The sequence below is a fragment of the Inhella proteolytica genome (assembly GCF_016093275.1).
In the GTDB taxonomy this organism is placed as follows: Bacteria; Pseudomonadota; Gammaproteobacteria; order Burkholderiales; family Burkholderiaceae_C; genus Inhella; species Inhella proteolytica.
Window position 1 is genome coordinate 77,935 of the sequence record NZ_JAEDAK010000008.1, and the last position, 21,415, is coordinate 99,349.

Here is a 21,415-nt window from a genome sequence, read left to right on the forward strand (position 1 = left end):
GAATCGCTTCAGCTCTGCACCACAAGAGCCCACGACTATACACGAGATTTTTTGAAGTCGTCAACGCCTGCGCGCACTTCGCACGCCGGGCACCTGGGCCACCGATCGCAGCACCTGCGAAAGCGACTCAGCCCCCGCGATCTCCACGGTGAAGGCCATCCACTGCGTGTCCGGGCGGCTGCCACGCTGGCTCTGTGTCTGCGCATGGCTGACGCGCAGGCGCAGCTTGGCGAAGACTTCGAGTACGTCGCGCATGACACCCGAGCGGTCCTGGGCCTCGACGACCAGATCCACCGGGTAGAGCTTGCCCTGCGTCTGGCCCCAGGTGACGTCGATCTCGCGCTCAGGCGTGCGGCGCAGGCTGTCGAGCAGGTTGCCGCAGTCGGCCCGGTGAATGGCCACGCCCTTGCCGCGCGTAACGAAGCCGCGGATCGCATCGGGCGGGGCCGGGCGGCAGCAACGCGCCAAATTGGTGAGCAGCGAGTCCACCCCCACCACCAGCACGCCGCCGCGTGGGGCCTGGGCGGCCGGGCGCACGTGGTGGCGCGCTGCCAGCGCGTCCTCGTCCTCGGCCGCCGTGGGCTCGGCCGGGCGCAGCAGCTGCTCGATGGGCTTGAGCGAGAACTCGTCCTTGCCCACCACTTCGAAGAGCTGCTCGGCGCTCTTGAAGCCCAGGCGCGCGGCCAGTTCGTCGTGCTTGATGGCCGTCTTGCCCTCGCGCGCCAGCAGCTTTTCCACCAGCTCGCGGCCGCGCGCCACGGTCTCCTCGGTCTGCAGGGCATTGAACCAGGCGCGCACCTTGGCCTTGGAGCGCGGCGAGGCAAGAAAGCCCAGCTCCGGGTTGAGCCAGTCCAGCGAGGGGCCGCGCTCCTTGCCCCCCATGACCTCGACGGTCTGGCCGCTCTGCAGCTTGGTGTTCAGTGGCACCAATTGGCCATCGACCTTGGCGCCGCGGATGCGGTGCCCCAGCTCGGTGTGCAGGTGGTAGGCGAAGTCGATTGGCGTGGCGCCGGCACACAGCTCCACCACCGCAGCCTGCGGCGTGAAGACGAAGATGCGCGCCTCCTCGCCCTCGCTGCTGGGCGCGTGCTCGGCCAGGTCGCGCTCCCAGGCCAGCAGCTGGCGCAGCACGGCCTTGCGGGCCTCGCGCACCGTGGCCTCCTGATCGCCCGCGCTGGCCTGGCCGCCATAGCCCTTGGTGCCGGCTTCCTTGTAGGCCCAGTGCGCGGCCACGCCATGCTCGGCATGTTCGTGCATGGCATGGGTGCGGATCTGCACCTCCATGGTCTGGCCATCGGGGGCACGCAACACCGTGTGCAGGCTCTGATAGCCATTCGGCTTGGGGCGCGCGATGTAGTCGTCGAACTCACCCTCCACCGGCTCGTACACCTCGTGCAGGCGCGCGAGCACGGCGTAGCAGTCATCCACACTGTCGACGATGACGCGCAGGGCGCGCAGGTCGAACACGCGGTCGAGCGTGAGGCCCTTGCCCTGCATCTTTTTCCAGATGCTGTAGAGGTGCTTGGGCCGCCCCTGCACCTCGCCCGACACCCCCAGGCGCTGCAGCTCGGCACTGAGCTGGGCGCGCGCCTGGTGCACGCGCAGCTCGCGCTCCAGGCGCTTTTCGTGCAGGGCGCGGGCCAGGCCGTGGTACTGCTCGGGCTCCAGGAAACGGAAAGCCAGATCCTCCAGCTCCCACTTGATCTGCCAGATGCCCAGCCGGTTGGCGAGCGGCGCAAAGACCTGGCGGGCTTCCAGGACCACTTCCACCGGACAGGGCTTGCGCACCTGCGCGAACCAGCGCAGGGTCTGCAGGCGCGAGGCCAGGCGCAGCAGCACCACGCGCAGGTCCTTGCTGAAGGCGAGCAACATCTTGCGCACGCGTTCCAGCTGCTGGGCGACGGCCTCGGCGTCTTCCAGGCGCGCGGCACGCGCAGCGCGCTGGATGCGCACCAACTTGCGCGTGTGGTCCACCAGATCGGCAAAGCTTTCGCCGAAGGCCTTGGCCGTGACCTCGACCGGATCCGCCAAATGTTCCGCGGCGTAGACCAGATAGGCCGCGGCCTGCACGCCGGGCGAGGCCCCGATGCCGGCCAGGATGGCGGCAACACCGTCGGCATGACCGAGCTGGTCCTCGCCGCTGTCGAGCACGCGCGCGGCCAGCAGGGGCTCGGCGAAGGCGCGGGCGCGCGTCAGCACATCGGGCGCGGCGGCGCTGCGGGCGGGGCTGGGCAGGCGCTCGGGCAGGCCGGGCGGTTCGGCGGGCGGTGCTTCGTCCAGCAGCAGCTGGACGATGGCCGCGCGTTGCGGGTCGGCGGGCGCGGTCTTCATGCGGCGCGCAGGAACTCGATCACGGGGTTCAGATGGCTGTCACGGTCCAGCATCGGCGCGTGGCCCACCTCGGGCAGCTCCAGCACCTGCGCGCACGGGCCGCAGTCGGCCATGCGCTGCGCCGTCTCCCTGCTCAGCAGATCGCTCTCGGCACCGCGCAGCAGCAGCACCGGCAGCTGCAGGCTCTCGTAGGCGGCCCAAAGGAAGAGCTCCGACTCGGCAATGGCCTCCGGTGTCAAGCTGCGAAAGGCCAGGCCGATGCCCGGGTCGTAGTGCAGGCGCAGGCCTTGCGGCGTTGCTTTGAACATCGGGCGCGACAGCACCTCCCAGGCGCCGGGCGGGAACTGCCCGAAGCCGGCCGAGATGCTGCGCAGATGGGCCACGCCCTCTTCGAAGCTGGCGAAGTGCATGCGCTGGCCCACATAGGTGCCGATGCGCTCCAGCGACTCCGCCTCCAGCGTGGGGCCGACATCGTTCAGCACCAGACGCCGCAGCGGGTTGCCCGGCACGGCCGCCAGCACCAGCCCGATCAGGCCGCCCATCGAGGTGCCGACCCAGTCGACCGAGCCGGGGTCCAGGCGCGCCAGCAGGGCCACCATGTCGGACACGTACTGCGGCAGGCCGTAATGCTCGGGCTCGGGCAGCCAGTCGGATTCACCCCGCCCCACCACGTCCGGGCAGACCACGCGGTATTCGCCGCACAGGCGCTGCGCCAGGGTGTCGAAATCGCGCCCCTGGCGCGTCAGGCCGTGGGCGCAGACGAGCACCCGGGGATTGGTCGCGTCGCCCCATTCCCAATACGCCAGGCGGTGCAGGCCGCCGGGGTTCATGGCTTGGTAATGACACAGGCGCGGGGGGCTCATTGGCTATCCTTGGATCCGGAAACGATCCTAAGGGAACTGCAATGTTGAACGGCAAGACCGCCCTGGTGACGGGCTCGACCAGCGGCATCGGACTGGGCATCGCCTTGAGCCTGGCACGCCAGGGTGCCAACGTGATGCTGAACGGCTTTGGCGACATCGAGGGCGCCCGTGCGCAGTTCGAAGGCCTGGAAATTGAAGTGGACTACCACGGTGCCGACATGGCTCATGCCGAAGAGGTGGTGGATCTGGTTCGCGCCACCGAGGCGCGCTTCGGGGGATGCGACATCCTGGTCAACAACGCCGGCATCCAGCATGTCGCGCCGATCCAGGACTTCCCGCCCGAGCGCTGGGACGCCATCCTCGCCATCAACCTCAGCTCGGCCTTCCATAGCCTGCGCGCCGCCCTGCCCGGCATGCTGGCGCGCAACTGGGGCCGCGTCATCAACATCGCCTCGGTGCACGGCCAGGTGGCCTCGGTCAACAAGAGCGCCTATGTGGCCGCCAAGCATGGCCTGATCGGCCTGACCAAGACCGCCGCGCTGGAAACCGCCACCACCGGCATCACCGTCAATGCCATCTGCCCCGGCTGGGTGCTGACGCCGCTGGTGCAGAAGCAGGTGGATGCCCGCGCGCTGGCCGACGGCGTGGACAACGCCGAGGCCACGCGCCGGCTGCTGGGCGAAAAGCAACCCTCGCTGACCTTCACCACGCCCGAGCAATTGGGCGCGCTGGCGGTGTTCCTGTGCAGCGAGGCGGCCGCCAATGTGCGCGGCCAGGCCTGGGGCATGGACGGGGGCTGGACGGCGCAGTAAGCACAGTCGCCGCCCCGCGTCTGCGGGGGTTTGGGTGAGATTTTGTAACAAGTGCGACAAGGCGTGCGAACTGCCGCCCGAATTTGTAACAAGGCCGGAGGGCGGCGGCCAGAATGCCCTTCGGCCCGCTTCAAGACCGCGGCGCCTGACAGGAGCTGCCCACCATGACCAACGCCCACAACGCCCGCACGCAACGCATTGCCGTTGTCGACGACGACGCCCGCATCCGCGACCTGCTGCGCCGCTACCTGAGCCAGGAAGGTTTCGAAGTGCATCCGGCCGAGGACGGCATGGCGCTGAACCGCCTGATGGCGCGCGAGAGCCTGGACCTGATCGTGTTGGACCTGATGATGCCGGGCGAGGATGGCCTGTCGATCTGCCGTCGCCTGCGCGGCGCCGGCAACACCACGCCCATCGTCATGCTCACCGCCAAGGGCGAGGACGTGGACCGCATCGTCGGCCTGGAGGTCGGCGCCGACGATTACCTGGCCAAGCCCTTCAACCCGCGCGAACTGCTGGCCCGCATCAATGCCGTGCTGCGCCGCGCCCCGGCCCCCGAGGCGCCCGGCGCCCCGGCACGCGACCCCGAGACCGTGGCCTTCGGCCCCTACCGCTTTGACATCGCCCAGCGCCGCCTGACGCGCGATGGCGAGGAGCTCTCGCTCACTACCGGCGAATTCGCGATGCTCAAGGCCCTGGTGCGCCACCCGCGCATGCCGCTGAGCCGCGAGCGCCTGGCCCAGTTGACGCGTGGCCGCGACTTCGAACCCTATGACCGCAGCCTCGACGTGCAGGTCTCGCGCCTGCGCAAGATGATCGAGCCCGATCTGGCCAACCCGCGCTACATCCAGACCGTCTGGGGCCTGGGCTATGTGTTCGTGCCGGACGGCGACGAAGGCAAGGGCGACAAGCCGGCCGCCAAGCCCGCGGCCGCGCAGGCGGCCTCCTCGGGCGCCTGAAGCCTGTGCCGCGGCGCGTCCTCGGCCTCAACCTCTTCTGGCGCACCTTCGCCTGGCTGGCCCTGCTGCTGGCCGGTGCGGGGCTGACCTGGCAGGCGGCCTTCCGCGCCCTCGAAGCCGAACCACGGGCGCTGCAGGCCGCGCAGCAGCTCGGCGATCTGGTGCTGCTGTCGCGCGCGGCGCTCAGCGATGTCGAGCCGATCCAGCGCCTGGTCATCATCAAGTCCATCGAACGCGACGCCACCATCAAGGTCCAGGTGGCCGAGCTGCGCGACGAGTGGAAGGCCTACGAGCACACCCCCTTCGCGCGCCAGGTGGCGCAGGCGCTGATCCAGCGCCTGGGGCCCGACACCTTTGTGGCCGAGAGCGTCAACGGGCAGTCCGGGCTGTGGGTGCGCTTCATGGCCGGGCGCGACGCCTTTTGGCTGCGCGCCTCACACGAGCCCAGCGCCAGCCTGCCCACGCCGCGCGCCTGGTGGCTGCTCATCGTTGTGGCCGCCACGCTGCTGGGCTCGGCCATCATTGCCGGGCTCATCAACCGGCCGCTGCGGGCCCTCTCGGTCGCCGCCGGGCGCATCCGTGAGGGCGAGTACGACTCGCGCCTGGACGAGCACACGCTGACGAGCGAGATCCGCGAGGTCAATCGCGGCTTCAACCGCATGGCCCGGGTGCTGGCCAAGCTGGACCAGGACCGCTCGGTCATGCTGGCCGGCATCTCGCATGACCTGCGCACCCCGCTGGCGCGCCTGCGCCTGGAGGTGGAGATGAGCGTGCACGACCCCGCCGCCCAGCTGGCGATGGCGCAGGACATCGACCAGCTCGACGCCGTGATCGGCAAGTTCATGGACTACGCCCGCCCGGGCGAGGTGAGCCAGCAGATCCTGCTGCTCGCCGACGTGCTGGAGCGCGAGACGCAGAGCTTCCGCGACCCCAACCAGATCCGCTTCCGTCTGCGCGTGCCGCCCAATCTGCGCGTCAAGGGCGACCGCACCGAGGTCTCGCGCGTGTTCCAGAACCTGTTCGAGAACGCGCGCCGCTACGGCCACCAGCCCGACCAGGCCGCGCTGGTTGACATCCTGGCGCAGATCCAGGGCAACGAGGTGCTGGTGACCCTGCGCGACCACGGCCCCGGGGTGCCGCAGACGGTGCTGAGCGAGCTCACCAAGCCCTTCTACCGCGCCAACAGCGCGCGCACCGCGGCCAGCGGCTCGGGCCTGGGGCTGGCCATCGTCGAGAAATCGCTGTCGCGCATGGGCGCGCACCTGGAAATCGTCAACGCCGAGGACGGCGGGCTGATCACCCGCATCCGCTTCCAGCGCGCCGATTAGGGCTTCAGCGCCCTCAGGCCTTGAACAGCAGGCAGACCGCGCGCGCCTCGATCGCCCGGCCCTCGCCCACCGGCCCCATCTTCTCGGCCGTCTTGGCCTTGACGTTGACGGCCTCCGGCGCCAGCTCCAGTGCCGCGGCCAGGCGGCCGCGCATGGCGTCGATGTGCGGCGCCAGCTTGGGCGCCTGGGCGACCACGGTGCTGTCCACATTGCCCAGTTGCCAGCCCTCGGCGCGCACGCGGCGGGCCGCCTCGGCCAGCAGGCGCAGCGAGTCGGCGCCCTTGAAGCGGATGTCGGTATCGGGGAAATGGCGGCCGATGTCGCCCAGGCCGGCTGCGCCCAGCAGGGCATCGGTGATGGCATGGGCCAAGGCGTCGGCATCGGAATGGCCGAGCAGGCCATGGCTGTGCGGGATCAGCACGCCGCCCAGGATCAGCGGCCGGCCGGTGACGAGCTGGTGCACATCCCAGCCCTCGCCAATGCGAATGTTCATGCCTGTCGGCTCCTCAGAATCAGCTCGGCCAGCGCGAAGTCCTCGGGCAGGGTGAGCTTGAAGTTGTCCAGCGGCGCGCGCACCAGGCGCGGCGCCAGGCCCAGCTGCTCGATGGCGCTGGCCTCGTCGGTGACGGCCTCGCCGGCGGCATCAAGGGCATGCGCCAGCAGGCCCAGGCGAAACATCTGCGGCGTCTGCGCGGCCCAGAGCTCGCGGCGGTCCTGCGTGTGCTGCACGCGGCCTTGCGCGTCGGCGCGCTTCAGGGTGTCGGCCACCGGCTGCGCCAGCAGGCCACCCACCGCATCCGCGCGGCAGGCTTCGATCAGGCCCTGCACCCACTCCGGCCGCAGCAGGCAGCGGGCGGCGTCGTGCACCAGCACCCAGTCCTGCTCGCCGGCCCCACGCTCGCGCAGGGCCTGCAGACCGGCGCGCACGGACGCCGCGCGCGTGGCGCCGCCGCAGCGCGCGCTCCAGCCGGCGAAGCCCGGCACGGCCGCCGCAAAGCGGGCGTCCTCGGGGGCCAGCACCACCAGGGTCTGCGCCAGCTCGGGCACGGCGGCCAACGCCGCCAGCGTGTGGGCGATCAGGCTGCGGCCGGCCAGTTCCACATACTGCTTGGGGATGGGCTGGCCCGCGCGGCTGCCGCTGCCGGCCGCCGGCACCAGGGCGAAGAAGCGTTCGCTCATCCTGGCCCCTAGAGCAGCACGATGTCGTAATGCTCGGTCTGGTTGCCGGGTTCGGCAGTCAGCGAGATCGGCCGGCCGATGAAGTCCGACAGGCCGGCGAGGTGCTGGCTCTCCTCGTCCAGCAGCATCTCCACCACGGCCGCGTTGGCCACCACGCGGAACTCCCTGGCCGAGAACTGGCGTGCCTCGCGCAGGATCTCGCGCAGGATCTCGTAGCAGACCGTGCGCGCGGTCTTGACCTGGCCACGGCCCTCGCAGGTCGGGCAGGGCTCGCAGAGCATGCGGGCGAGCGACTCGCGCGTGCGCTTCCTCGTCAGCTCCAGCAGCCCGAGCTGGGTGAAGCCCCCCACCGCCACCTTGGTCCGGTCCTTGGCCAGGTGCTTGCGCAGCTCGGCCAGCACGGCCTGGCGGTGTTCCTCGCGGCCCATGTCGATGAAGTCGACGATGACGATGCCACCCAGGTTGCGCAGGCGCAGCTGGCGCGCGATCGCCCCGGCGGCTTCCAGATTGGTCTTGAAGATGGTCTCGTCGAAGTTCTTCGCCCCGACGAAGGCGCCGGTGTTGACGTCGATCGTGGTCATGGCCTCGGTCTGGTCGAACACCAGGTAGCCACCGCTCTTCAGGTCGACGCGGCGCGAGAGCGCGCGCTGCACCTCGGCGTCGATGTTGCTGAGGTCGAAGATCGGGCGCTCGCCGGCGTAATGCTCCAGCTTGCCCACCGAGCCGGGCATGTACTGCTGGCCGAAGGCCTGCAGGGCCTCGAACTGCAGGCGGCTGTCGATGCGGACCTTGGCGGTGCGCTCGCTGCACAGGTCGCGCAGCACGCGCTGCACCAGGTTCAGGTCCTCATGCAGCAGGCTGCCGGGCGGCAGCGTGAGTGCGCGGTCGCGGATCGTGTTCCAGGTCTTGCGCAGGTAGGCGATGTCGGCGGCCAGTTCCTCGTCACTGGCTTCCTCGGCATTGGTGCGCAGGATGAAGCCGCCGCCCCCGCCGCTGTCGCGCGTGCCCACCAGGCCGAGCATGCGCTCACGCAGGGCCTCGCGCACCTCGGGCGAGCCGATCTTCTGGCTGATGCCGATGTGCTCATCCTGCGGCAGGTGCACCAGCATGCGCCCGGCGATCGACACCTGGCTGGACAGGCGTGCACCCTTGGTGCCGATCGGGTCCTTGATGACCTGCACCATCAAGGTCTGGCCCTCGAACAGCAGGCGCTCGATGGGCGTGGGCTGCTCGCCGCGCGGCGCCGCGGTGTGCAGGTCGGCCACATGCAGGAAGGCGGCGCGCTCCAGGCCGATGTCGATGAAGGCCGACTGCATGCCCGGCAGCACGCGCGCCACCTTGCCCTGGTAGATGTTGCCCACCAGGCCACGCTCCAGCGTGCGCTCGATGTGCAGCTCCTGCACGGCGCCGTTTTCCACCACGGCCACGCGGGTCTCCTGCGGAGACCAATTGATCAAGATGTCTTCCATCACGTCGGGTGCCGGAGGCACCCCCTCGTTGAAGGGTTCACGCAAGCAGGGCTGCTTGCGTCAAACCTCCAGCCCAGCCTCGCGCAGCAATTGCGCGGTTTCGAACAGGGGCAGGCCCATGATGCCGGAATAGCTGCCCTCGATGTGCTCGATCCAGCCGGCAATCTGGCTCTGGATGGCATAGGCACCAGCCTTGCCCATCGGCTCGCCGCTAGCCACGTAGCGCTGCAGCACGGCTGGCGGCACGGCGGCAAAGCGCACATGCGAAACGCTGACGCGCTGCGCCTGCTGCAACACCCCGCCCACCTCCCAGCCCAGGCTCACCGCCGTCAGCACCCGGTGCGTGTGGCCACTCAGGCGCGTGAGCATGTGCAGGGCCTCGGCAGCATCGGCGGGCTTGCCCAGGATGTCGCGGCCCAGGGCCACGGTGGTGTCGGAGCACAGCACCGGGCGCACCGGCAGGCGGCGCCGTTCCCGGCGCGCCAGCGCGGCCGCCAGCTTGTTGGCCGTGACGCGGCGCACGTAGTCGTCCGGCAACTCGCCGTGCAGCTGCAGCTCCAGCGCCTCGGCGTCCTCGTCGGCATCGGCCAGCAGCAGTTCGTGCGCCTGGCCGAGCTGATCGAGCAGCTGGCGCCGGCGCGGGCTCTGCGAAGCCAGGTAGATCAGGTTCGCACTCATTGCAGATGCCGGGCCTCGATGCGCTCGATGCTGCCGTCCCTGTGCATGGCCTCCAGCGCCAGGCGCAGGCGCTCGCCCAGGGCCTCCTTGTCGGGCAGCTTGCTGGCGCGCGACAGCACCAGGAAGGTCGGCCGGTCGGGCACCAGGGGTGTGGGCAGTGGGCGCACGGCATCGGCATAGCCGAGCTGGCGCGCCAGGTAACGGGTCACGACGGTCTGGCCCGAGATCGCATCGACTCGTCCCAGCATCAGCATGTGCAGACCCTGCTCGGCCCCGGCCGTCTCGTGCAGCTGGATGCGCTCGGCCGCGACCTCGGCATCGAACTCCGGGCTGATGAAGAAGCCGCGCACCTTGCCGATGCGCTTGCCGTGCAGGCTGGCCAGGCCGTCGAACGCCATCTTGCTGTCGCGCGTGACGAAGAGGGAGTAGGTGCTGTTGTGCATCACGCCGGTGAAGAGCGCGAAGCCCTCGCGCTCGGCACTGCGCAGTAGCGCCATGCCGCCATCCACGCTGCCCGCCCGCACCGATTCGACCACCCGCTTGAAGGGCACCAGCTCGATGTGGAACTGCACCCCGGTGCGCCGACCCAGCTCGTGCAGGATGTCCACATCGATGCCGACCGGCTCGGTGCCGCGCAGCGAGGAATAGGGCGGAAAGGCGAAATCGCCCAGCACCTTGAGCTGCACCTGCGCCAGCGCGCCCAGCGCGAGCCCGGGGCCCAGCAGCAGGCCGAGCAGCAACGAACGCAGCCGACGCACCGCCTACTCCCGGTGGTAGGGGTGACCGGCCGTGATCGACCAGGCGCGGTACAGCCCCTCGACGAGCAGCACACGCGCCAGCGCATGCGGCAGGGTCAGGTCGGAGAGGCGCAGGCGTTCGTCGGCCGCAGCACGAAGTTCAGGGGCCAGGCCGTCGGGCCCGCCCATGTACAGCACCACGTCGCGGCCATCGAGCTTCCAGCGCTCCAGGCGCTCGGCCAGTTGCAGGCTGCTGAGGCGCTCACCGCGCTCGTCCAGCACCACGCGGCGGGCGCCGCGCGGCGTGGCCTCCTGCAGGCGCTGGGCTTCGGCGGCCATCATCTGCGCGGCCGTCTTGCCGGTGCTCCGGGCCTCGGCCTTCACGGTCTTGAGCTGCAGCGGCAGGTCCGGCGGGAAGCGCTTGACGAAGTCGGCGGTGGCCTCGTCGGCCCAGGCAGGCAAGCGCTGCCCGACCGCCAACAACAGCAGCTGCACTTAGCGGGCGGCCTTCTTGACCGCTGGCTTCTTGGCCGGCGCAGCCTTCTTGGCCGGCGCAGCCTTCTTGGCGGGCGCGGCCTTCTTGGCAGGCGCAGCCTTCTTCGCGGGAGCCGCCTTCTTGGCCGGTGCGGCCTTCACTGCGGCCGTCGGCTTGGGGGCTGCGGCCTTGCGGGCAGCCGGCTTGGCGGCCACTGGTGCGGCGGACACCTTCTGCACGGCGGCCGCCTTGCGGGCCGACGCGGGCTTGGGCGTGGCCAGCTTGCGGGCCGGTGCGGTCACCTTGCCGGTGGCGGGTGCCGCAGCCTTGCGGGGCGCAGCCTTGCGGGCGGGCGCCTTGCGCGGAGCGGCCTTCAGGGCAGCGGCCTCAGCGGCCGCCTCGGCCTTTTGCTTGCGGGTCTTGGGCAGGGCCACGGGTTCGTTCTTCAGCGCTTCGGCCGCGCTGCCGGAACGGCGCGAGGGCGCGGACTTCTTGCGCGCCGGAGCGGCCGGCTCGCTGGCCTTGGGCAGGCCCTTGGCCGCGCCCAGCTTCATGTTGACCGGCTTCTCGCCCCAGATCTCTTCGAGGTGGTAGTAGTCGCGGATCTGCGGCTGCATCACATGCACCACGGCCGCGCCGCAGTCCACGATGATCCATTCGCCGTTTTCCTCGCCCTCGGTGCGCATGACGTCGAAACCGGCGCCCTTGACGGCTTCACGGACGCTGCTGGCCAGGGCCTTGGTTTGCCGGTTGCTACTGCCACTGGCCACGACGACGCGCTCGAACAGCGGCGACAGGTGCTCGGTGTTGAAGACCTGGATGTTCTGTGCCTTGACGTCTTCGAGACCGTCGACGATGGCCCGCTGCAGCTTGCGAATGTCCATGGGTGTTGCGGCTTCAGGCGCCGTAGAGATGGTGATGGGCAATATAGCCGGCCACATCCGGGCCGACCATGGGGGAGATGTCCGCCCCGCGCGCGCAGTCGGCGCGCAAGGCGGTGGCGCTGATGCGGTCGGCCGGGAGGGCCAGCTGCACGCTGCGGTGCGCGGGGAGCGCCGGATCCGGGTGCGGCAGCTGACCCGCTCGACCGGCCACGGCCAGGGTGCTGCGCTGCAGCAGCTCGGGCCAGCGCTTCCAGCTGCTGAACTTTTCGTACTGATCCTGACCGATGACCAGGAACCACTCGGCACCGGGATGCTGCGCCTGCAGGTGCTCCAAGGTGGCGATGCTGGTGCTCGGCTCGGCGCGCTCGGCCTCCCAGGCCGACACCTGCACACGCGGCAGGTCCTGCAGCAGCAGGCGCGTCATGGCCAGGCGGTGCTCGGCCAGTGCGAGTGCGCTGCCGGCCTTCTGCCAGGGCTGGCCGGCGGGCATCACGATCAGCTCGTCCAGTGCCAGCTGTTCGACGGCCAGCTGCGCGAGCGCGCGATGCGCGCGGTGCGGGGGGTTGAAGCTGCCGCCGAACAGCCCGATCTTCATAACCACAGGGCGGTGGGCTTCTCGTTCAGCCAGTCACGCGGCGGCAGGAAGTCGCTGTACAGGCGCGCTTCCGGCGTGCCGGCCTCGGGCTCCCACTGGTAGCGCCAGTTCGCCACCGGCGGCATGGAGAGCAGGATGGACTCGGTGCGGCCGCCGGACTGCAGGCCGAACAGGGTGCCGCGGTCCCACACCAGATTGAACTCGACGTAGCGGCCGCGCCGGTAGGCCTGGAAGTCACGCTGGCGCTGCTCGTAGGCATAGCCCTGGCGGCGCTCCACGATTGGGGCGTAGGCCTGCAGGAAGGCGTCGCCCACGCGCTGCATCAGCGCGAAGCCGGCGTCGAAGCCGCCCTCCTCGAAATCGTCATAGAAGATGCCGCCGATGCCGCGCGCTTCGTTGCGGTGCTTGAGGAAGAAGTACTCGTCACAGGCCGGCTTGAAGCGCGCGTACAGCTCGGGGCCGACGGCCTCGTGGCAGACGCGGTGGAAGTGCTGGGCGTCGCGCTCGAAACCGTAGTAGGGCGTCAGGTCCATGCCGCCGCCGAACCAGCTCGCCGCCGGGCCCTGCTCAGGCTGGGCCGACAGCATGCGCACATTCAGGTGCACGGTGGGCACGAAAGGGTTGTGCGGGTGGATCACCAGGCTCACACCCAGGGCCTCGAAAGGCGCGCCGGCCAGATGCGGCCGCGCCGCCGTGGCCGAGGGCGGCAGCACGCGGCCCTTCACATGGCTGAACAGCACCGCCGCGCGCTCGAACACCGGCCCGCCTTCGAGCATGCGTGACAGGCCGTCGCCCTCCAGCCGCCCGCCGGGCTCGCGCTGCCAGGGGTCGGTGGCGAAGGGTGTGCCGTCCAGGGCTTCGAGCCCGCTGACGATGCGCTGCTGCAGGTCCAGCAGGTAGCTGCGGACCAGGGTGGTGCTGGGGTTCATGGTTTCAGTCGGATGGGGCTGGCGAGTTCGGGCTTGAAACCGCGCTTATCGCCCAGCACCGTCTGGAAGGCCGCGAAATCGCGCTCCACCTCACCGCTCGGGAGCAGGAAGGTGGTGATGCCGAAGGTCTTGCTGGGGACGTCGAAATAGGCCAGGCCCACCGGCAGCTGCGCCTGCACAGCCACCTGATAGGCGCCGCTGCGCCAACCCGGCACGTAGGAGCGCGTGCCCTCAGGGGCCACTGCGAGCCAGAAGTACTCGTCCCGCGCCTTGGCGGCCTGCACCTGGGCCACGGTGGCGCTCACCAGGCCCTTGGGGTTCTTGCGGTCCACCGGAATGCCGCCGATCCAGCGCGCCCAGGCGCCGATGAGCGGGATCTTGAACAGGCTGTCCTTGCCCCAGTAGCGCACCGGCACCCCGAGCGCCCACTTCACCAGCACGCCGACGATGAAGTCCCAGTTCGAGGTGTGCGGGTAGACCAGCACCACACCCTGCCGCGCCGGGAAGCCCTCGAACAGCACGCGCCAGCCGAACAGGGCCAGAAGGCCGCGCGCCAACGCGCTGCCGCGCGGCTTCAGGTCCGGGCGCGGCGGCAGGCTGGGGAGCGGGGCGTGCGAAGGCACTGGCGCGACTACTTGCGGGAGATCGCGCGGTGGCCGATGTCTTTGCGGTACTGCACGCCGTCGAAGCGGATGGGCTCCAGCAGCTCGTAGGCACGCTGCTGCGCCACCCGCACCGATTCACCCAGCGCCGTGGCGCACAACACCCGGCCGCCGTTGGTGACGAGCTGGCCCTTGTCGTTCGCACCCGTGCCGGCGTGGAACACCATGGCGTCGTCCTGGTCCTCGGGCAGACCGCTGATGACGTCGCCCTTGCGCGGGTTCATCGGGTAGCCATGGGCTGCCAGCACCACGCCCAGCGCCGCGCGGCGGTCCCACTGCAGTTCCTGGTCCATGAGTCGACCATCGGTGGCGGCGTAGAGCAGCTCGAACAGATCGCTCTTCAGGCGCATCAGGATGGGCTGTGTCTCGGGGTCGCCCAGGCGCGCGTTGAACTCGATCGTGTAGGGCCGGCCCTCGGCGTCGATCATCAAACCGGCGTACAGGAAGCCGGTGAAGGGCACGCCGTCCTTGGCCATGCCGGCGATGGTGGGACCGATGATTTCGTGCATCGCCTTGGCGTGCACGTTCGGCGTCACCACCGGCGCGGGCGAGTAGGCGCCCATGCCGCCGGTGTTGGGGCCTTCGTCGCCGTCCAGCAGGCGCTTGTGGTCTTGGCTGGTGGCCAGGGCCTGCACGTTCACGCCGTCGCTGATGACGATGAAGCTGGCCTCTTCGCCCTGCAGGAACTGCTCGATGACGACGCGCGCGCCCTCGACGTTGTGCGTCACGCCGAGCGTGTTGTCGCGCAGGATCATGTCGATGGCCGCGTGCGCCTCTTCCAGCGTCATCGCCACCACCACGCCCTTGCCGGCGGCCAGGCCGTCGGCCTTGATGACGATGGGCGCACCCTCCTCGTTCACATAGGCGTGCGCGGCATTGGCGTCGCTGAAGGTCTGGTAGCGCGCGGTGGGAATACCGTGGCGCGCCATGAAGTCCTTCGCAAAGGCCTTGGAGCTTTCCAGCTGCGCGGCCGCCTTGGTGGGGCCAAAGATGCGCAGGCCGCGGCCGCGGAAGATGTCCACCACGCCCGCCGCCAAGGGCGCCTCGGGGCCGACCACCGTGAGGGCAATCTTGTTGGCCTCGGCCCAGTCGGCCAGTTCGTGCGGGTTGGTCAGCGCGACGTTCTTCAGTCGCGCATCACGCAGGGTGCCGCCATTGCCCGGGGCCACGTAGACCTGGCTGACGCGCTGGCCCTGGGCCAGCTTCCAGGCCAGCGCGTGTTCGCGGCCGCCGTTGCCAATGACGAGTACCTTCATGATCAGCCCAAGTCCAATTCGGCGTTGTGGAAGACGTTCTGCACGTCGTCAAGGTCTTCGATCATGTCCAGCAGCTTCTGCATGCGCTGGGCGTCGTCGCCGGCCAGGGCGATGGTGTTCTCGGCGCGCATCGTCACCTCGGCCACCTCGGCTTTGAAACCCTTGGCTTCGAGGGCGTTGCGCACGGCTTCGAAATCGGTCGGGCTGGTCAGCACCTCGATGGCACCGTCGTCGTCGGTGATGACGTCCTCGGCGCCGGCATCGAGCGCGGCTTCCATCAGCGCGTCCTCCGGGGTGCCGGGGGCGAAGATCAGCTGGCCGCAGTGCTTGAACTGGAAGGCCACCGAGCCCTCGGTACCCAGGTTGCCGCCGTACTTGCTGAAGGCGTGCCGGACTTCGGCCACGGTGCGCACGCGGTTGTCGGTCATCGTGTCCACGATGATGGCCGCGCCGCCGATGCCATAGCCCTCGTAGCGGATTTCCTCGTAGGTCACGCCCTCGAGGTTGCCGGTGGCCTTGTCGACATTGCGCTTGATGTTGTCGGCCGGCATGTTGGCAGCCTTGGCCTTCTCAATCGCCAGGCGCAGGCGCGGGTTCATGGCGATGTCGCCACCGCCACTGCGCGCCGCGACGATGATTTCGCGCGTCAGCCGGGTCCAGACCTTGCCCCGCTTCTCGTCCTGACGACCCTTGCGGTGCTGGATGTTCGCCCATTTGGAATGTCCGGCCATAGACGTGCTCGCTCGCTGCGCTGGTTTCTAGAAAGGGGCGGGATTCTACGGGGCTGGCTCTCGCTAGACTCGGCCGGTCCCCCCATCCAGCTGCCTCCACCATGGCCGACCCCATCCTGCTTGCCCGCCACGGCGACACCGTTTGTGAACTGCTGCCCCAGTTGGCCAACCGCCACGGGCTGATCACCGGCGCCACCGGCACGGGCAAGACCATCACGCTGCAGAAGCTGGCCGAAAGCTTCAGCCAGATCGGCGTGCCCGTCTTCATGGCCGATGTGAAGGGCGACCTGACGGGCATCAGCCAGGCGGGCGCGCCGAGCGACAAGCTGCTGGCGGTGCTGAAGGAGCGTGGCATCGAGCCGCCGGCCCCGCTGCGCTGCCCCACCACGCTGTGGGACGTGTTCGGCAAGGCCGGCCACCCGGTGCGCGCCACGGTGAGCGACATGGGCCCGCTGCTGCTGGCCCGCATGCTGGCGCTGAACGAGACCCAGGCCGGCGTGCTGCAGATGGTGTTCAAGATCGCCGACGACGCCGGCCTGCTGCTGCTGGACCTGAAGGACCTGCGCGCGATGCTCCAGCATGTAGGCGACAACGCCACCCAGTTCACCACCCAGTACGGGAACGTGAGTGCGGCCTCGGTCGGCGCCATCCAGCGCGGGCTGCTGCAGATCGAGGCCCAGGGCGGCGAGGACTTCTTCGGCGAACCGATGCTCAACATCGCCGACTTCATGCAGACCGAGGGCGGCCAGGGCGTCATCAACATCCTGGCCGCCGACCAGCTGATGGCCGCGCCGCGGCTTTACGCGACCTTCCTGCTCTGGCTGCTGAGCGAGCTGTTCGAGACCCTGCCCGAGGTCGGCGACCTGGACAAGCCGAAGCTGGTGTTCTTCTTCGACGAGGCGCACCTGCTCTTCAAGGACGCGCCCGAGGCCCTGGTCGAACGCATCGAGCTGGTGGTGCGCCTGGTGCGCTCCAAGGGCGTGGGCGTGTACTTCGTGACGCAGAACCCGCTCGACATCCCCGACACCGTGCTCGGCCAGTTGGGCAACCGCGTGCAGCATGCCTTGCGCGCCTTCACCCCGCGCGACCAGAAGGCCGTGCGCAGCGCCGCCGAAACCATGCGGCCCAAGCCGGGGCTGGACATCGAAGCCGCCATCACCGAACTCGGCGTCGGCGAAGCCCTGGTCAGCCTGCTCGATGCCAAGGGCCGGCCCAGCATCACCGAGCGCGTGTTCGTGCTGCCGCCCGGCAGCCGCATCGGCCCGGTGACGCCGGCCGAGCGCCAGGCGCTGATGGTGAGCTCCCTGGTGGCGGGCGTGTACGACAAGGCAATCGACCGCGAATCGGCCTACGAGAAACTGACCGGCCGCATGCAAGAGGCCAGCCAGCCCACCGCACCTGCACCGGCGCCTTCCAATGGCGGCGGCCTCGCCAGCGAGGCCCGCTTGCCATCCACCCAGCCGCAATCGGCACCGGCCGAGGACGAAGGCGGCGGGCTGATGGGTAGCCTGAAGGACATGCTGTTCGGCAGCACCGGCCCGCGCGGCGGCAAGCGCGAGGGCCTGGCCGAGGCGGCGGCCAAGTCGGCCCTGCGCTCGATCGGCTCGTCGGTGGGCCGCGAAATCGCGCGCGGCGTGCTGGGCAGCCTGCTGGGCGGTGGCAGCAAGCGCCGCCGTTGAACCCGCCCCTGCCTCCACTGGCGACTCCGCCCCACCGGCCGTCGCGCCCGTCTGGCGCCGCGCCGTTGTGCGCGCCAGCATGCCCCCCATGAACCCTGCTTTGCCCCCCGTGCGCGGTTGGCGCCAGACCCTGGGCCGCGATGTGATGGCCACCCTGATGGTGTGCCTGCTGGTCGGCCTGCTGATGACGATGATCACGGGCCGCAACCTGGTCGGACACCTGATCTATTCCTTCGCCATCGGCACGCAGATCTCGCTCTACATCATGCTGCTGCAGCAGGCGGTGTGCGCCGGGCTGCGGCGGCGCCGGCCCGACGACCCCAAGCTGCGCGCGGGCTGGCCGGGCAAGGGCTGGATGGCGCCCATCGTCATCGTCGGCGCGCTAGCGGGCTACAGCGGCGGCACTTGGCTGGCCGACCAGTTTACCGGCCGGCGCAGCAGCCAGCTGTGGGAAGTGGGCGCCCGGGGCTTCCTGATGACGGCCGGCTTCATCCTCACGATCTCGGCCCTGGTGACCCTGTACTACCACTCGGTTGAAAGGGCCCGGCAGGCCCAGCTGGAGGCCGAACGCGCGCAGCGCCAGGCCGCCGAGGCCCAGCTGACCCTGCTGCAAAGCCAGCTGGAGCCGCACATGCTGTTCAACACGCTGGCGCATTTGCGCGTGCTGATCAAGCTGCGACCCGACGACGCGCAGCAGATGCTGGACCAGCTCATCGCCTACCTGCGCGCCACGCTGCAGGCCAGCCGCACCGAATCCCACAGCCTGCGCGCCGAGTTCGAGCGCCTGCGCGACTATCTGGCCCTGATGCAAGTGCGCATGGGCAGCCGCCTGCGCGTGGAGCTGAACCTGCCCGAGGAGCTGGCCGAGCTGCAGCTGCCGCCGCTGCTCCTGCAGCCGCTGGTGGAAAACGCCATCAAGCACGGGCTGGAGCCGGCGCTGGAGGGGGGGCTGCTGCGCGTCAGCGCGCGTCGCCAAGGCCAGAGCCTGCTGCTGCGCGTGGAAGACAGCGGCGTGGGCCTGGGCGCCGCGCCGGCCAGTGAAGGCACCGGCTTTGGCCTGGGCCAGGTGCGTGAGCGCCTGCAGACCCGCTACGGCGCGACCGCGCAGTTCCGCCTGCAGGCCCTGCCCCCCCACGGCACCTTGGCCGAACTGGAGATTCCCCTATGAGCACGAACCCGCGCGCGCTGATTGCCGAAGACGAAACCCTGCTGGGCGAGCACCTGCGCGCCGAGCTCCAGGCCCTGTGGCCCGAGCTGCAGGTGCTGGGCATCGCCCCTCACGGCGCGGCGGCGGTGGAACAGACCCTGCGCCTGCAGCCGGACATCGTGTTCCTGGACATCCGCATGCCCGGCATGAGCGGCCTGGAGGCGGCCGAAGCCTTGGCCGAGGATTGGAGCTTCGACACCCCGCCGCCGCTGATCGTCTTCGTCACCGCCTACGACGAGTACGCACTGCGCGCCTTCGAGGCCGCCGCGCTCGACTACGTGCTCAAGCCCGTGCAGAGCACGCGCCTGGCCCAGACGGTGGTGCGCCTGCAGGCCGCGCTGCAAGGCCGCCAGCCCAGCGGCGACCCGCTGGACGGCCTGCGCCAGCTGCTGCTGCAGGGCGGGCTGGGAGCACCCGCTGCAGCCGCGCCGCGCCTGCGCCATCTGCAGGCGGCCGTGGGGCAGAGCATCGAGCTGGTGCCGGTGGAGCGTCTGATCTACCTGGAGGCCGCCGACAAATACGTGCGCGCCGTCACCGCCGCGCAGGAGTACTGGGTGCGCGTCTCGCTGCGCGAGCTGCTGCCGCAGCTCGACCCCGAGCGCTTCTGGCAGATCCACCGCAGCACGGTCGTCAACATCGACGCCGTGGCGCGTGTGTTCAAGCAAGAGAACGGACAGGCCCAGCTGGAGCTGCACGAGCGCCCGGAAAAGCTGACCGTGAGCCGCGTGCACGCGCAGCGCTTCAAGGCGCTCTAGGAGCCCGTCGGGGCTCTCCTTAGAATCGGCGCCCCCTATGCGAACCGGGCCGCTGCTGCGGCCCTCGTTGTTTTCCGCCATGAGCTCCACGCCCGAGACCCCGACCCCCGGCCACAACTTCCTGCGCGCCATCATCGAGCGCGACCTGGAGCAATGGAGCCAGGGCCAGGGCCCCGAGCGCCGCTTTGGCGGCAGCCCCGGCGACGCCGCCCACCACGCCGCCGGCGCGCTGGACCCGGCCAAGATCCGCACCCGCTTCCCGCCGGAGCCGAACGGCTACCTGCACATCGGCCACGCCAAGAGCATCTGTCTGAACTTCGGCCTGGCGCGTGACTACGGCGGCGCCGCCCACCTGCGCTTCGACGACACCAACCCCGAAAAGGAAGAGCAGGAGTACGTCGACGCCATCAAGGAGATGGTGGCCTGGCTGGGCTGGAGCTGGGAGCACGCCGGCCACACGCATCTGTACCAGGCGAGCGACTACTTCGGCTTCATGTACCGCGCCGCCGAGGCGCTGATCGAGGCCGGGCTGGCCTATGTGGACGAGCAATCGCCCGAGGACATGCGCAAGAACCGCGGCGACTTCACCACGCCGGGTGTGAACAGCCCCTGGCGCGAGCGCAGCCCGGCCGACAACCTGGCGCGCTTTCGCGAGATGCGCGACGGCAAGCACCCGGACGGCGCGATGGTGCTGCGGGCCAAGATCGACATGGCCAGCCCCAACATCAACTTGCGTGACCCGGCGCTGTACCGCATCAAGCATGCGGAGCACCACGCCACCGGCAACACCTGGTGCATCTACCCGATGTACACCTTCGCGCACCCGATCGAGGACGCGCTGGAGCGCATCACGCATTCGATCTGCACGCTCGAATTTGAAGACCAGCGGCCCTTCTACGACTGGTTGCTGGAGCACCTGGCCCAGCTCGGCCTGCTGGCGCGGCCGCTGCCGCACCAATACGAGTTCGGCCGCCTGAACCTCAGCTACGTCGTCACCAGCAAGCGCAAGCTCAAGCAACTGGTGGATGAGCAGCATGTCTGGGGTTGGGACGAGCCGCGCATGCCGACGCTCGTGGGAATGCGCCGGCGCGGCTACACGCCGGAGAGCATCCGCGCGATGGTCGAGGGCAGCGGCACTACCAAGACCAATTCCTGGCTGGACTACAGCGTGCTGGAGGGCTGCCTGCGCAGCGACCTGGAAGGCCGCGCCCCGCGCGCCATGGCCGTGCTGGAGCCGTTGAAGCTGGAGCTGGTGAACTACGCCGAGGTCTTCGGCTCCACCGACTTCCGCGACCCCTGCTCGGCGCCGGCGCACCCGCACCAGCCCGAACTGGGCGAGCGCCAGTTCTCCTTCGGGCCGGCGCTGTGGATCGAGCGCGAGGACTTCGCTGAGGTGCCGCCCAAGGGCTACCACCGCCTGTTCCCCGGCAACAAGGTGCGCCTCAAGGCGGGCCATGTGGTCGAGTGCGTCGGCTGCACGAAGAACGAGGCGGGCGAGGTTGTTGCCGTGCAGGCCAAGGTCGTACCCGACACCAAGAGCGGCACGCCGGGCGCGGACGCGATCAAGGTCAAGGGCGTCATCACCTGGGTGGCGGCGCACGAGGCCGTGCCGGCCGAGATCCGCCTGTTCGACCGCTTGTTCAAGGACCCACAGCCCGATGCCGGCGGCAAGGACTTCCTCGAGGCCCTGAACCCCGAGTCGCTGCGCGTGGTGCAGGGTTTCGTCGAGCCTTCGCTGGCCCAGGCCGCGGCCGCCAGCCACTGGCAGTTCGAGCGCCATGGCTACTTCGTGGCCGACCGCAAGGACCACGCACCCGGCAAGGCGGTGTTCAACCGCACCGCCACGCTGAAGGACAGCTGGGGCAAGTAAGGCCACGGGCGCCGGC

General features: G+C 69.8%; 21 protein-coding genes. 7 read left to right on the forward strand and 14 right to left on the reverse strand.

Translation table 11 applies throughout. The annotated features are described in order from the left end of the window. Window positions 1-60: 60 nt before the first annotated feature. Together I7X39_RS12740 and I7X39_RS12745 are read right to left on the reverse strand one after the other, a co-directional pair. Complete coding sequence (locus I7X39_RS12740) at window positions 61-2,331, reverse strand: RelA/SpoT family protein (protein ID WP_198111545.1); 2,271 nt, start codon at window positions 2,329-2,331, stop codon at window positions 61-63. Beyond that, window positions 2,328-3,194, reverse strand: a complete 867-nt coding sequence (locus I7X39_RS12745; protein WP_198111546.1) for an alpha/beta fold hydrolase — start codon at window positions 3,192-3,194, stop codon at window positions 2,328-2,330. The genes I7X39_RS12740 and I7X39_RS12745 overlap by 4 nt, the downstream gene beginning before the upstream one ends. Before the next feature lie 41 nt (window positions 3,195-3,235). Between I7X39_RS12745 and I7X39_RS12750 the strand changes: the two genes are divergently transcribed. The 3 genes from I7X39_RS12750 to I7X39_RS12760 all read left to right on the forward strand — a co-directional run bounded on the left by I7X39_RS12750 (window position 3,236) and on the right by I7X39_RS12760 (window position 6,293). Next, a complete protein-coding gene (locus tag I7X39_RS12750; RefSeq protein WP_198111547.1) occupies window positions 3,236-4,006 on the forward strand; it encodes a 3-hydroxybutyrate dehydrogenase in 771 nt (256 codons plus the stop codon). A gap of 164 nt (window positions 4,007-4,170) precedes the next feature. Next, window positions 4,171-4,965 (forward strand): osmolarity response regulator transcription factor OmpR, encoded by a 795-nt coding sequence (ompR, locus tag I7X39_RS12755; protein WP_198111548.1) that lies wholly within the window; start codon window positions 4,171-4,173, stop codon window positions 4,963-4,965. Window positions 4,966-4,970: 5 nt separating this feature from the next. Next, entirely contained in the window at window positions 4,971-6,293 is a 1,323-nt protein-coding gene (locus I7X39_RS12760) for an ATP-binding protein (RefSeq protein ID WP_198111549.1), read from the forward strand. 13 nt (window positions 6,294-6,306) lie between these two features. Here I7X39_RS12760 and ispF read toward each other — a convergent pair whose 3' ends face one another. From ispF to I7X39_RS12820, 12 genes are read right to left on the reverse strand one after another with little or no spacing between them, the layout of a single operon-like run. Beyond that, window positions 6,307-6,786 carry a 2-C-methyl-D-erythritol 2,4-cyclodiphosphate synthase gene (ispF, locus tag I7X39_RS12765; RefSeq protein ID WP_198111550.1) on the reverse strand — a complete coding sequence of 160 codons (480 nt, stop codon included), beginning with the start codon at window positions 6,784-6,786 and terminating at the stop codon, window positions 6,307-6,309. Further along, window positions 6,783-7,472: a 2-C-methyl-D-erythritol 4-phosphate cytidylyltransferase gene (gene ispD, locus I7X39_RS12770; protein WP_198111551.1), complete on the reverse strand. Its 690-nt coding sequence runs from the start codon at window positions 7,470-7,472 to the stop codon at window positions 6,783-6,785. Before ispD ends, ispF begins: the two co-directional genes overlap by 4 nt. 8 nt (window positions 7,473-7,480) lie before the next feature. Next, window positions 7,481-8,944: a ribonuclease G gene (gene rng / locus I7X39_RS12775; RefSeq protein WP_198111679.1), complete on the reverse strand. Its 1,464-nt coding sequence runs from the start codon at window positions 8,942-8,944 to the stop codon at window positions 7,481-7,483. 57 nt (window positions 8,945-9,001) lie between these two features. Beyond that, on the reverse strand, window positions 9,002-9,619 hold the full coding sequence (locus tag I7X39_RS12780; protein ID WP_198111552.1) for a Maf family protein: 618 nt from the start codon (window positions 9,617-9,619) through the stop codon (window positions 9,002-9,004). Then, window positions 9,616-10,377: a substrate-binding periplasmic protein gene (locus tag I7X39_RS12785; protein WP_198111553.1), complete on the reverse strand. Its 762-nt coding sequence runs from the start codon at window positions 10,375-10,377 to the stop codon at window positions 9,616-9,618. Before I7X39_RS12785 ends, I7X39_RS12780 begins: the two co-directional genes overlap by 4 nt. Before the next feature lie 3 nt (window positions 10,378-10,380). Then, on the reverse strand, window positions 10,381-10,851 hold the full coding sequence (gene rlmH / locus I7X39_RS12790) for a 23S rRNA (pseudouridine(1915)-N(3))-methyltransferase RlmH (protein WP_198111554.1): 471 nt from the start codon (window positions 10,849-10,851) through the stop codon (window positions 10,381-10,383). After that, window positions 10,852-11,751: a ribosome silencing factor gene (rsfS, locus tag I7X39_RS12795; RefSeq protein ID WP_375140787.1), complete on the reverse strand. Its 900-nt coding sequence runs from the start codon at window positions 11,749-11,751 to the stop codon at window positions 10,852-10,854. Beyond that, the gene (gene nadD, locus I7X39_RS12800) at window positions 11,729-12,310 is read right to left on the reverse strand and encodes a nicotinate (nicotinamide) nucleotide adenylyltransferase (protein ID WP_198111680.1); all 582 of its coding nucleotides are present in this window, start codon (window positions 12,308-12,310) and stop codon (window positions 11,729-11,731) included. The genes rsfS and nadD overlap by 23 nt, the downstream gene beginning before the upstream one ends. Next, complete coding sequence (hemF, locus tag I7X39_RS12805) at window positions 12,307-13,239, reverse strand: oxygen-dependent coproporphyrinogen oxidase (RefSeq protein ID WP_198111556.1); 933 nt, start codon at window positions 13,237-13,239, stop codon at window positions 12,307-12,309. Before hemF ends, nadD begins: the two co-directional genes overlap by 4 nt. Beyond that, entirely contained in the window at window positions 13,236-13,862 is a 627-nt protein-coding gene (locus I7X39_RS12810; RefSeq protein ID WP_198111557.1) for a 1-acyl-sn-glycerol-3-phosphate acyltransferase, read from the reverse strand. The genes hemF and I7X39_RS12810 overlap by 4 nt, the downstream gene beginning before the upstream one ends. Window positions 13,863-13,870: 8 nt before the next feature. Further along, entirely contained in the window at window positions 13,871-15,157 is a 1,287-nt protein-coding gene (gene purD, locus I7X39_RS12815; RefSeq protein WP_198111558.1) for a phosphoribosylamine--glycine ligase, read from the reverse strand. 2 nt (window positions 15,158-15,159) lie between these two features. Further along, window positions 15,160-15,888 carry a YebC/PmpR family DNA-binding transcriptional regulator gene (locus I7X39_RS12820; RefSeq protein ID WP_198111559.1) on the reverse strand — a complete coding sequence of 243 codons (729 nt, stop codon included), beginning with the start codon at window positions 15,886-15,888 and terminating at the stop codon, window positions 15,160-15,162. A 101-nt stretch (window positions 15,889-15,989) separates the two neighbouring features. On the opposite strand from I7X39_RS12820, the gene I7X39_RS12825 reads away from it, so the two are divergent. The 4 genes from I7X39_RS12825 (at window position 15,990) to I7X39_RS12840 (ending at window position 21,399) form a co-directional block, all read left to right on the forward strand. Further along, window positions 15,990-17,567: a helicase HerA-like domain-containing protein gene (locus I7X39_RS12825; RefSeq protein ID WP_198111560.1), complete on the forward strand. Its 1,578-nt coding sequence runs from the start codon at window positions 15,990-15,992 to the stop codon at window positions 17,565-17,567. 88 nt (window positions 17,568-17,655) lie between these two features. Then, on the forward strand, window positions 17,656-18,735 hold the full coding sequence (locus I7X39_RS12830; protein WP_198111561.1) for a sensor histidine kinase: 1,080 nt from the start codon (window positions 17,656-17,658) through the stop codon (window positions 18,733-18,735). Next, window positions 18,732-19,529 carry a LytR/AlgR family response regulator transcription factor gene (locus tag I7X39_RS12835; protein WP_198111562.1) on the forward strand — a complete coding sequence of 266 codons (798 nt, stop codon included), beginning with the start codon at window positions 18,732-18,734 and terminating at the stop codon, window positions 19,527-19,529. Before I7X39_RS12830 ends, I7X39_RS12835 begins: the two co-directional genes overlap by 4 nt. A 79-nt stretch (window positions 19,530-19,608) precedes the next feature. Continuing rightward, window positions 19,609-21,399, forward strand: a complete 1,791-nt coding sequence (locus I7X39_RS12840; protein ID WP_198111563.1) for a glutamine--tRNA ligase/YqeY domain fusion protein — start codon at window positions 19,609-19,611, stop codon at window positions 21,397-21,399. Window positions 21,400-21,415: the final 16 nt, after the last annotated feature.

Excerpts from the sequence above, each read along its gene's own strand:
- I7X39_RS12740 (WP_198111545.1), bottom strand. The coding sequence starts at position 2,331 with ATGAAGACCGCGCCCGCCGACCCGCAACGCGCGGCCATCGTCCAGCTG.
- I7X39_RS12745 (WP_198111546.1), bottom strand. The coding sequence starts at position 3,194 with ATGAGCCCCCCGCGCCTGTGTCATTACCAAGCCATGAACCCCGGCGGC.
- I7X39_RS12750 (WP_198111547.1), top strand. The coding sequence starts at position 3,236 with ATGTTGAACGGCAAGACCGCCCTGGTGACGGGCTCGACCAGCGGCATC.
- ompR (WP_198111548.1), top strand. The coding sequence starts at position 4,171 with ATGACCAACGCCCACAACGCCCGCACGCAACGCATTGCCGTTGTCGAC.
- ispF (WP_198111550.1), bottom strand. The coding sequence starts at position 6,786 with ATGAACATTCGCATTGGCGAGGGCTGGGATGTGCACCAGCTCGTCACC.
- ispD (WP_198111551.1), bottom strand. The coding sequence starts at position 7,472 with ATGAGCGAACGCTTCTTCGCCCTGGTGCCGGCGGCCGGCAGCGGCAGC.
- I7X39_RS12780 (WP_198111552.1), bottom strand. The coding sequence starts at position 9,619 with ATGAGTGCGAACCTGATCTACCTGGCTTCGCAGAGCCCGCGCCGGCGC.
- nadD (WP_198111680.1), bottom strand. The coding sequence starts at position 12,310 with ATGAAGATCGGGCTGTTCGGCGGCAGCTTCAACCCCCCGCACCGCGCG.
- hemF (WP_198111556.1), bottom strand. The coding sequence starts at position 13,239 with ATGAACCCCAGCACCACCCTGGTCCGCAGCTACCTGCTGGACCTGCAG.
- purD (WP_198111558.1), bottom strand. The coding sequence starts at position 15,157 with ATGAAGGTACTCGTCATTGGCAACGGCGGCCGCGAACACGCGCTGGCC.
- I7X39_RS12820 (WP_198111559.1), bottom strand. The coding sequence starts at position 15,888 with ATGGCCGGACATTCCAAATGGGCGAACATCCAGCACCGCAAGGGTCGT.
- I7X39_RS12825 (WP_198111560.1), top strand. The coding sequence starts at position 15,990 with ATGGCCGACCCCATCCTGCTTGCCCGCCACGGCGACACCGTTTGTGAA.
- I7X39_RS12830 (WP_198111561.1), top strand. The coding sequence starts at position 17,656 with ATGAACCCTGCTTTGCCCCCCGTGCGCGGTTGGCGCCAGACCCTGGGC.
- I7X39_RS12835 (WP_198111562.1), top strand. The coding sequence starts at position 18,732 with ATGAGCACGAACCCGCGCGCGCTGATTGCCGAAGACGAAACCCTGCTG.
- I7X39_RS12840 (WP_198111563.1), top strand. The coding sequence starts at position 19,609 with ATGAGCTCCACGCCCGAGACCCCGACCCCCGGCCACAACTTCCTGCGC.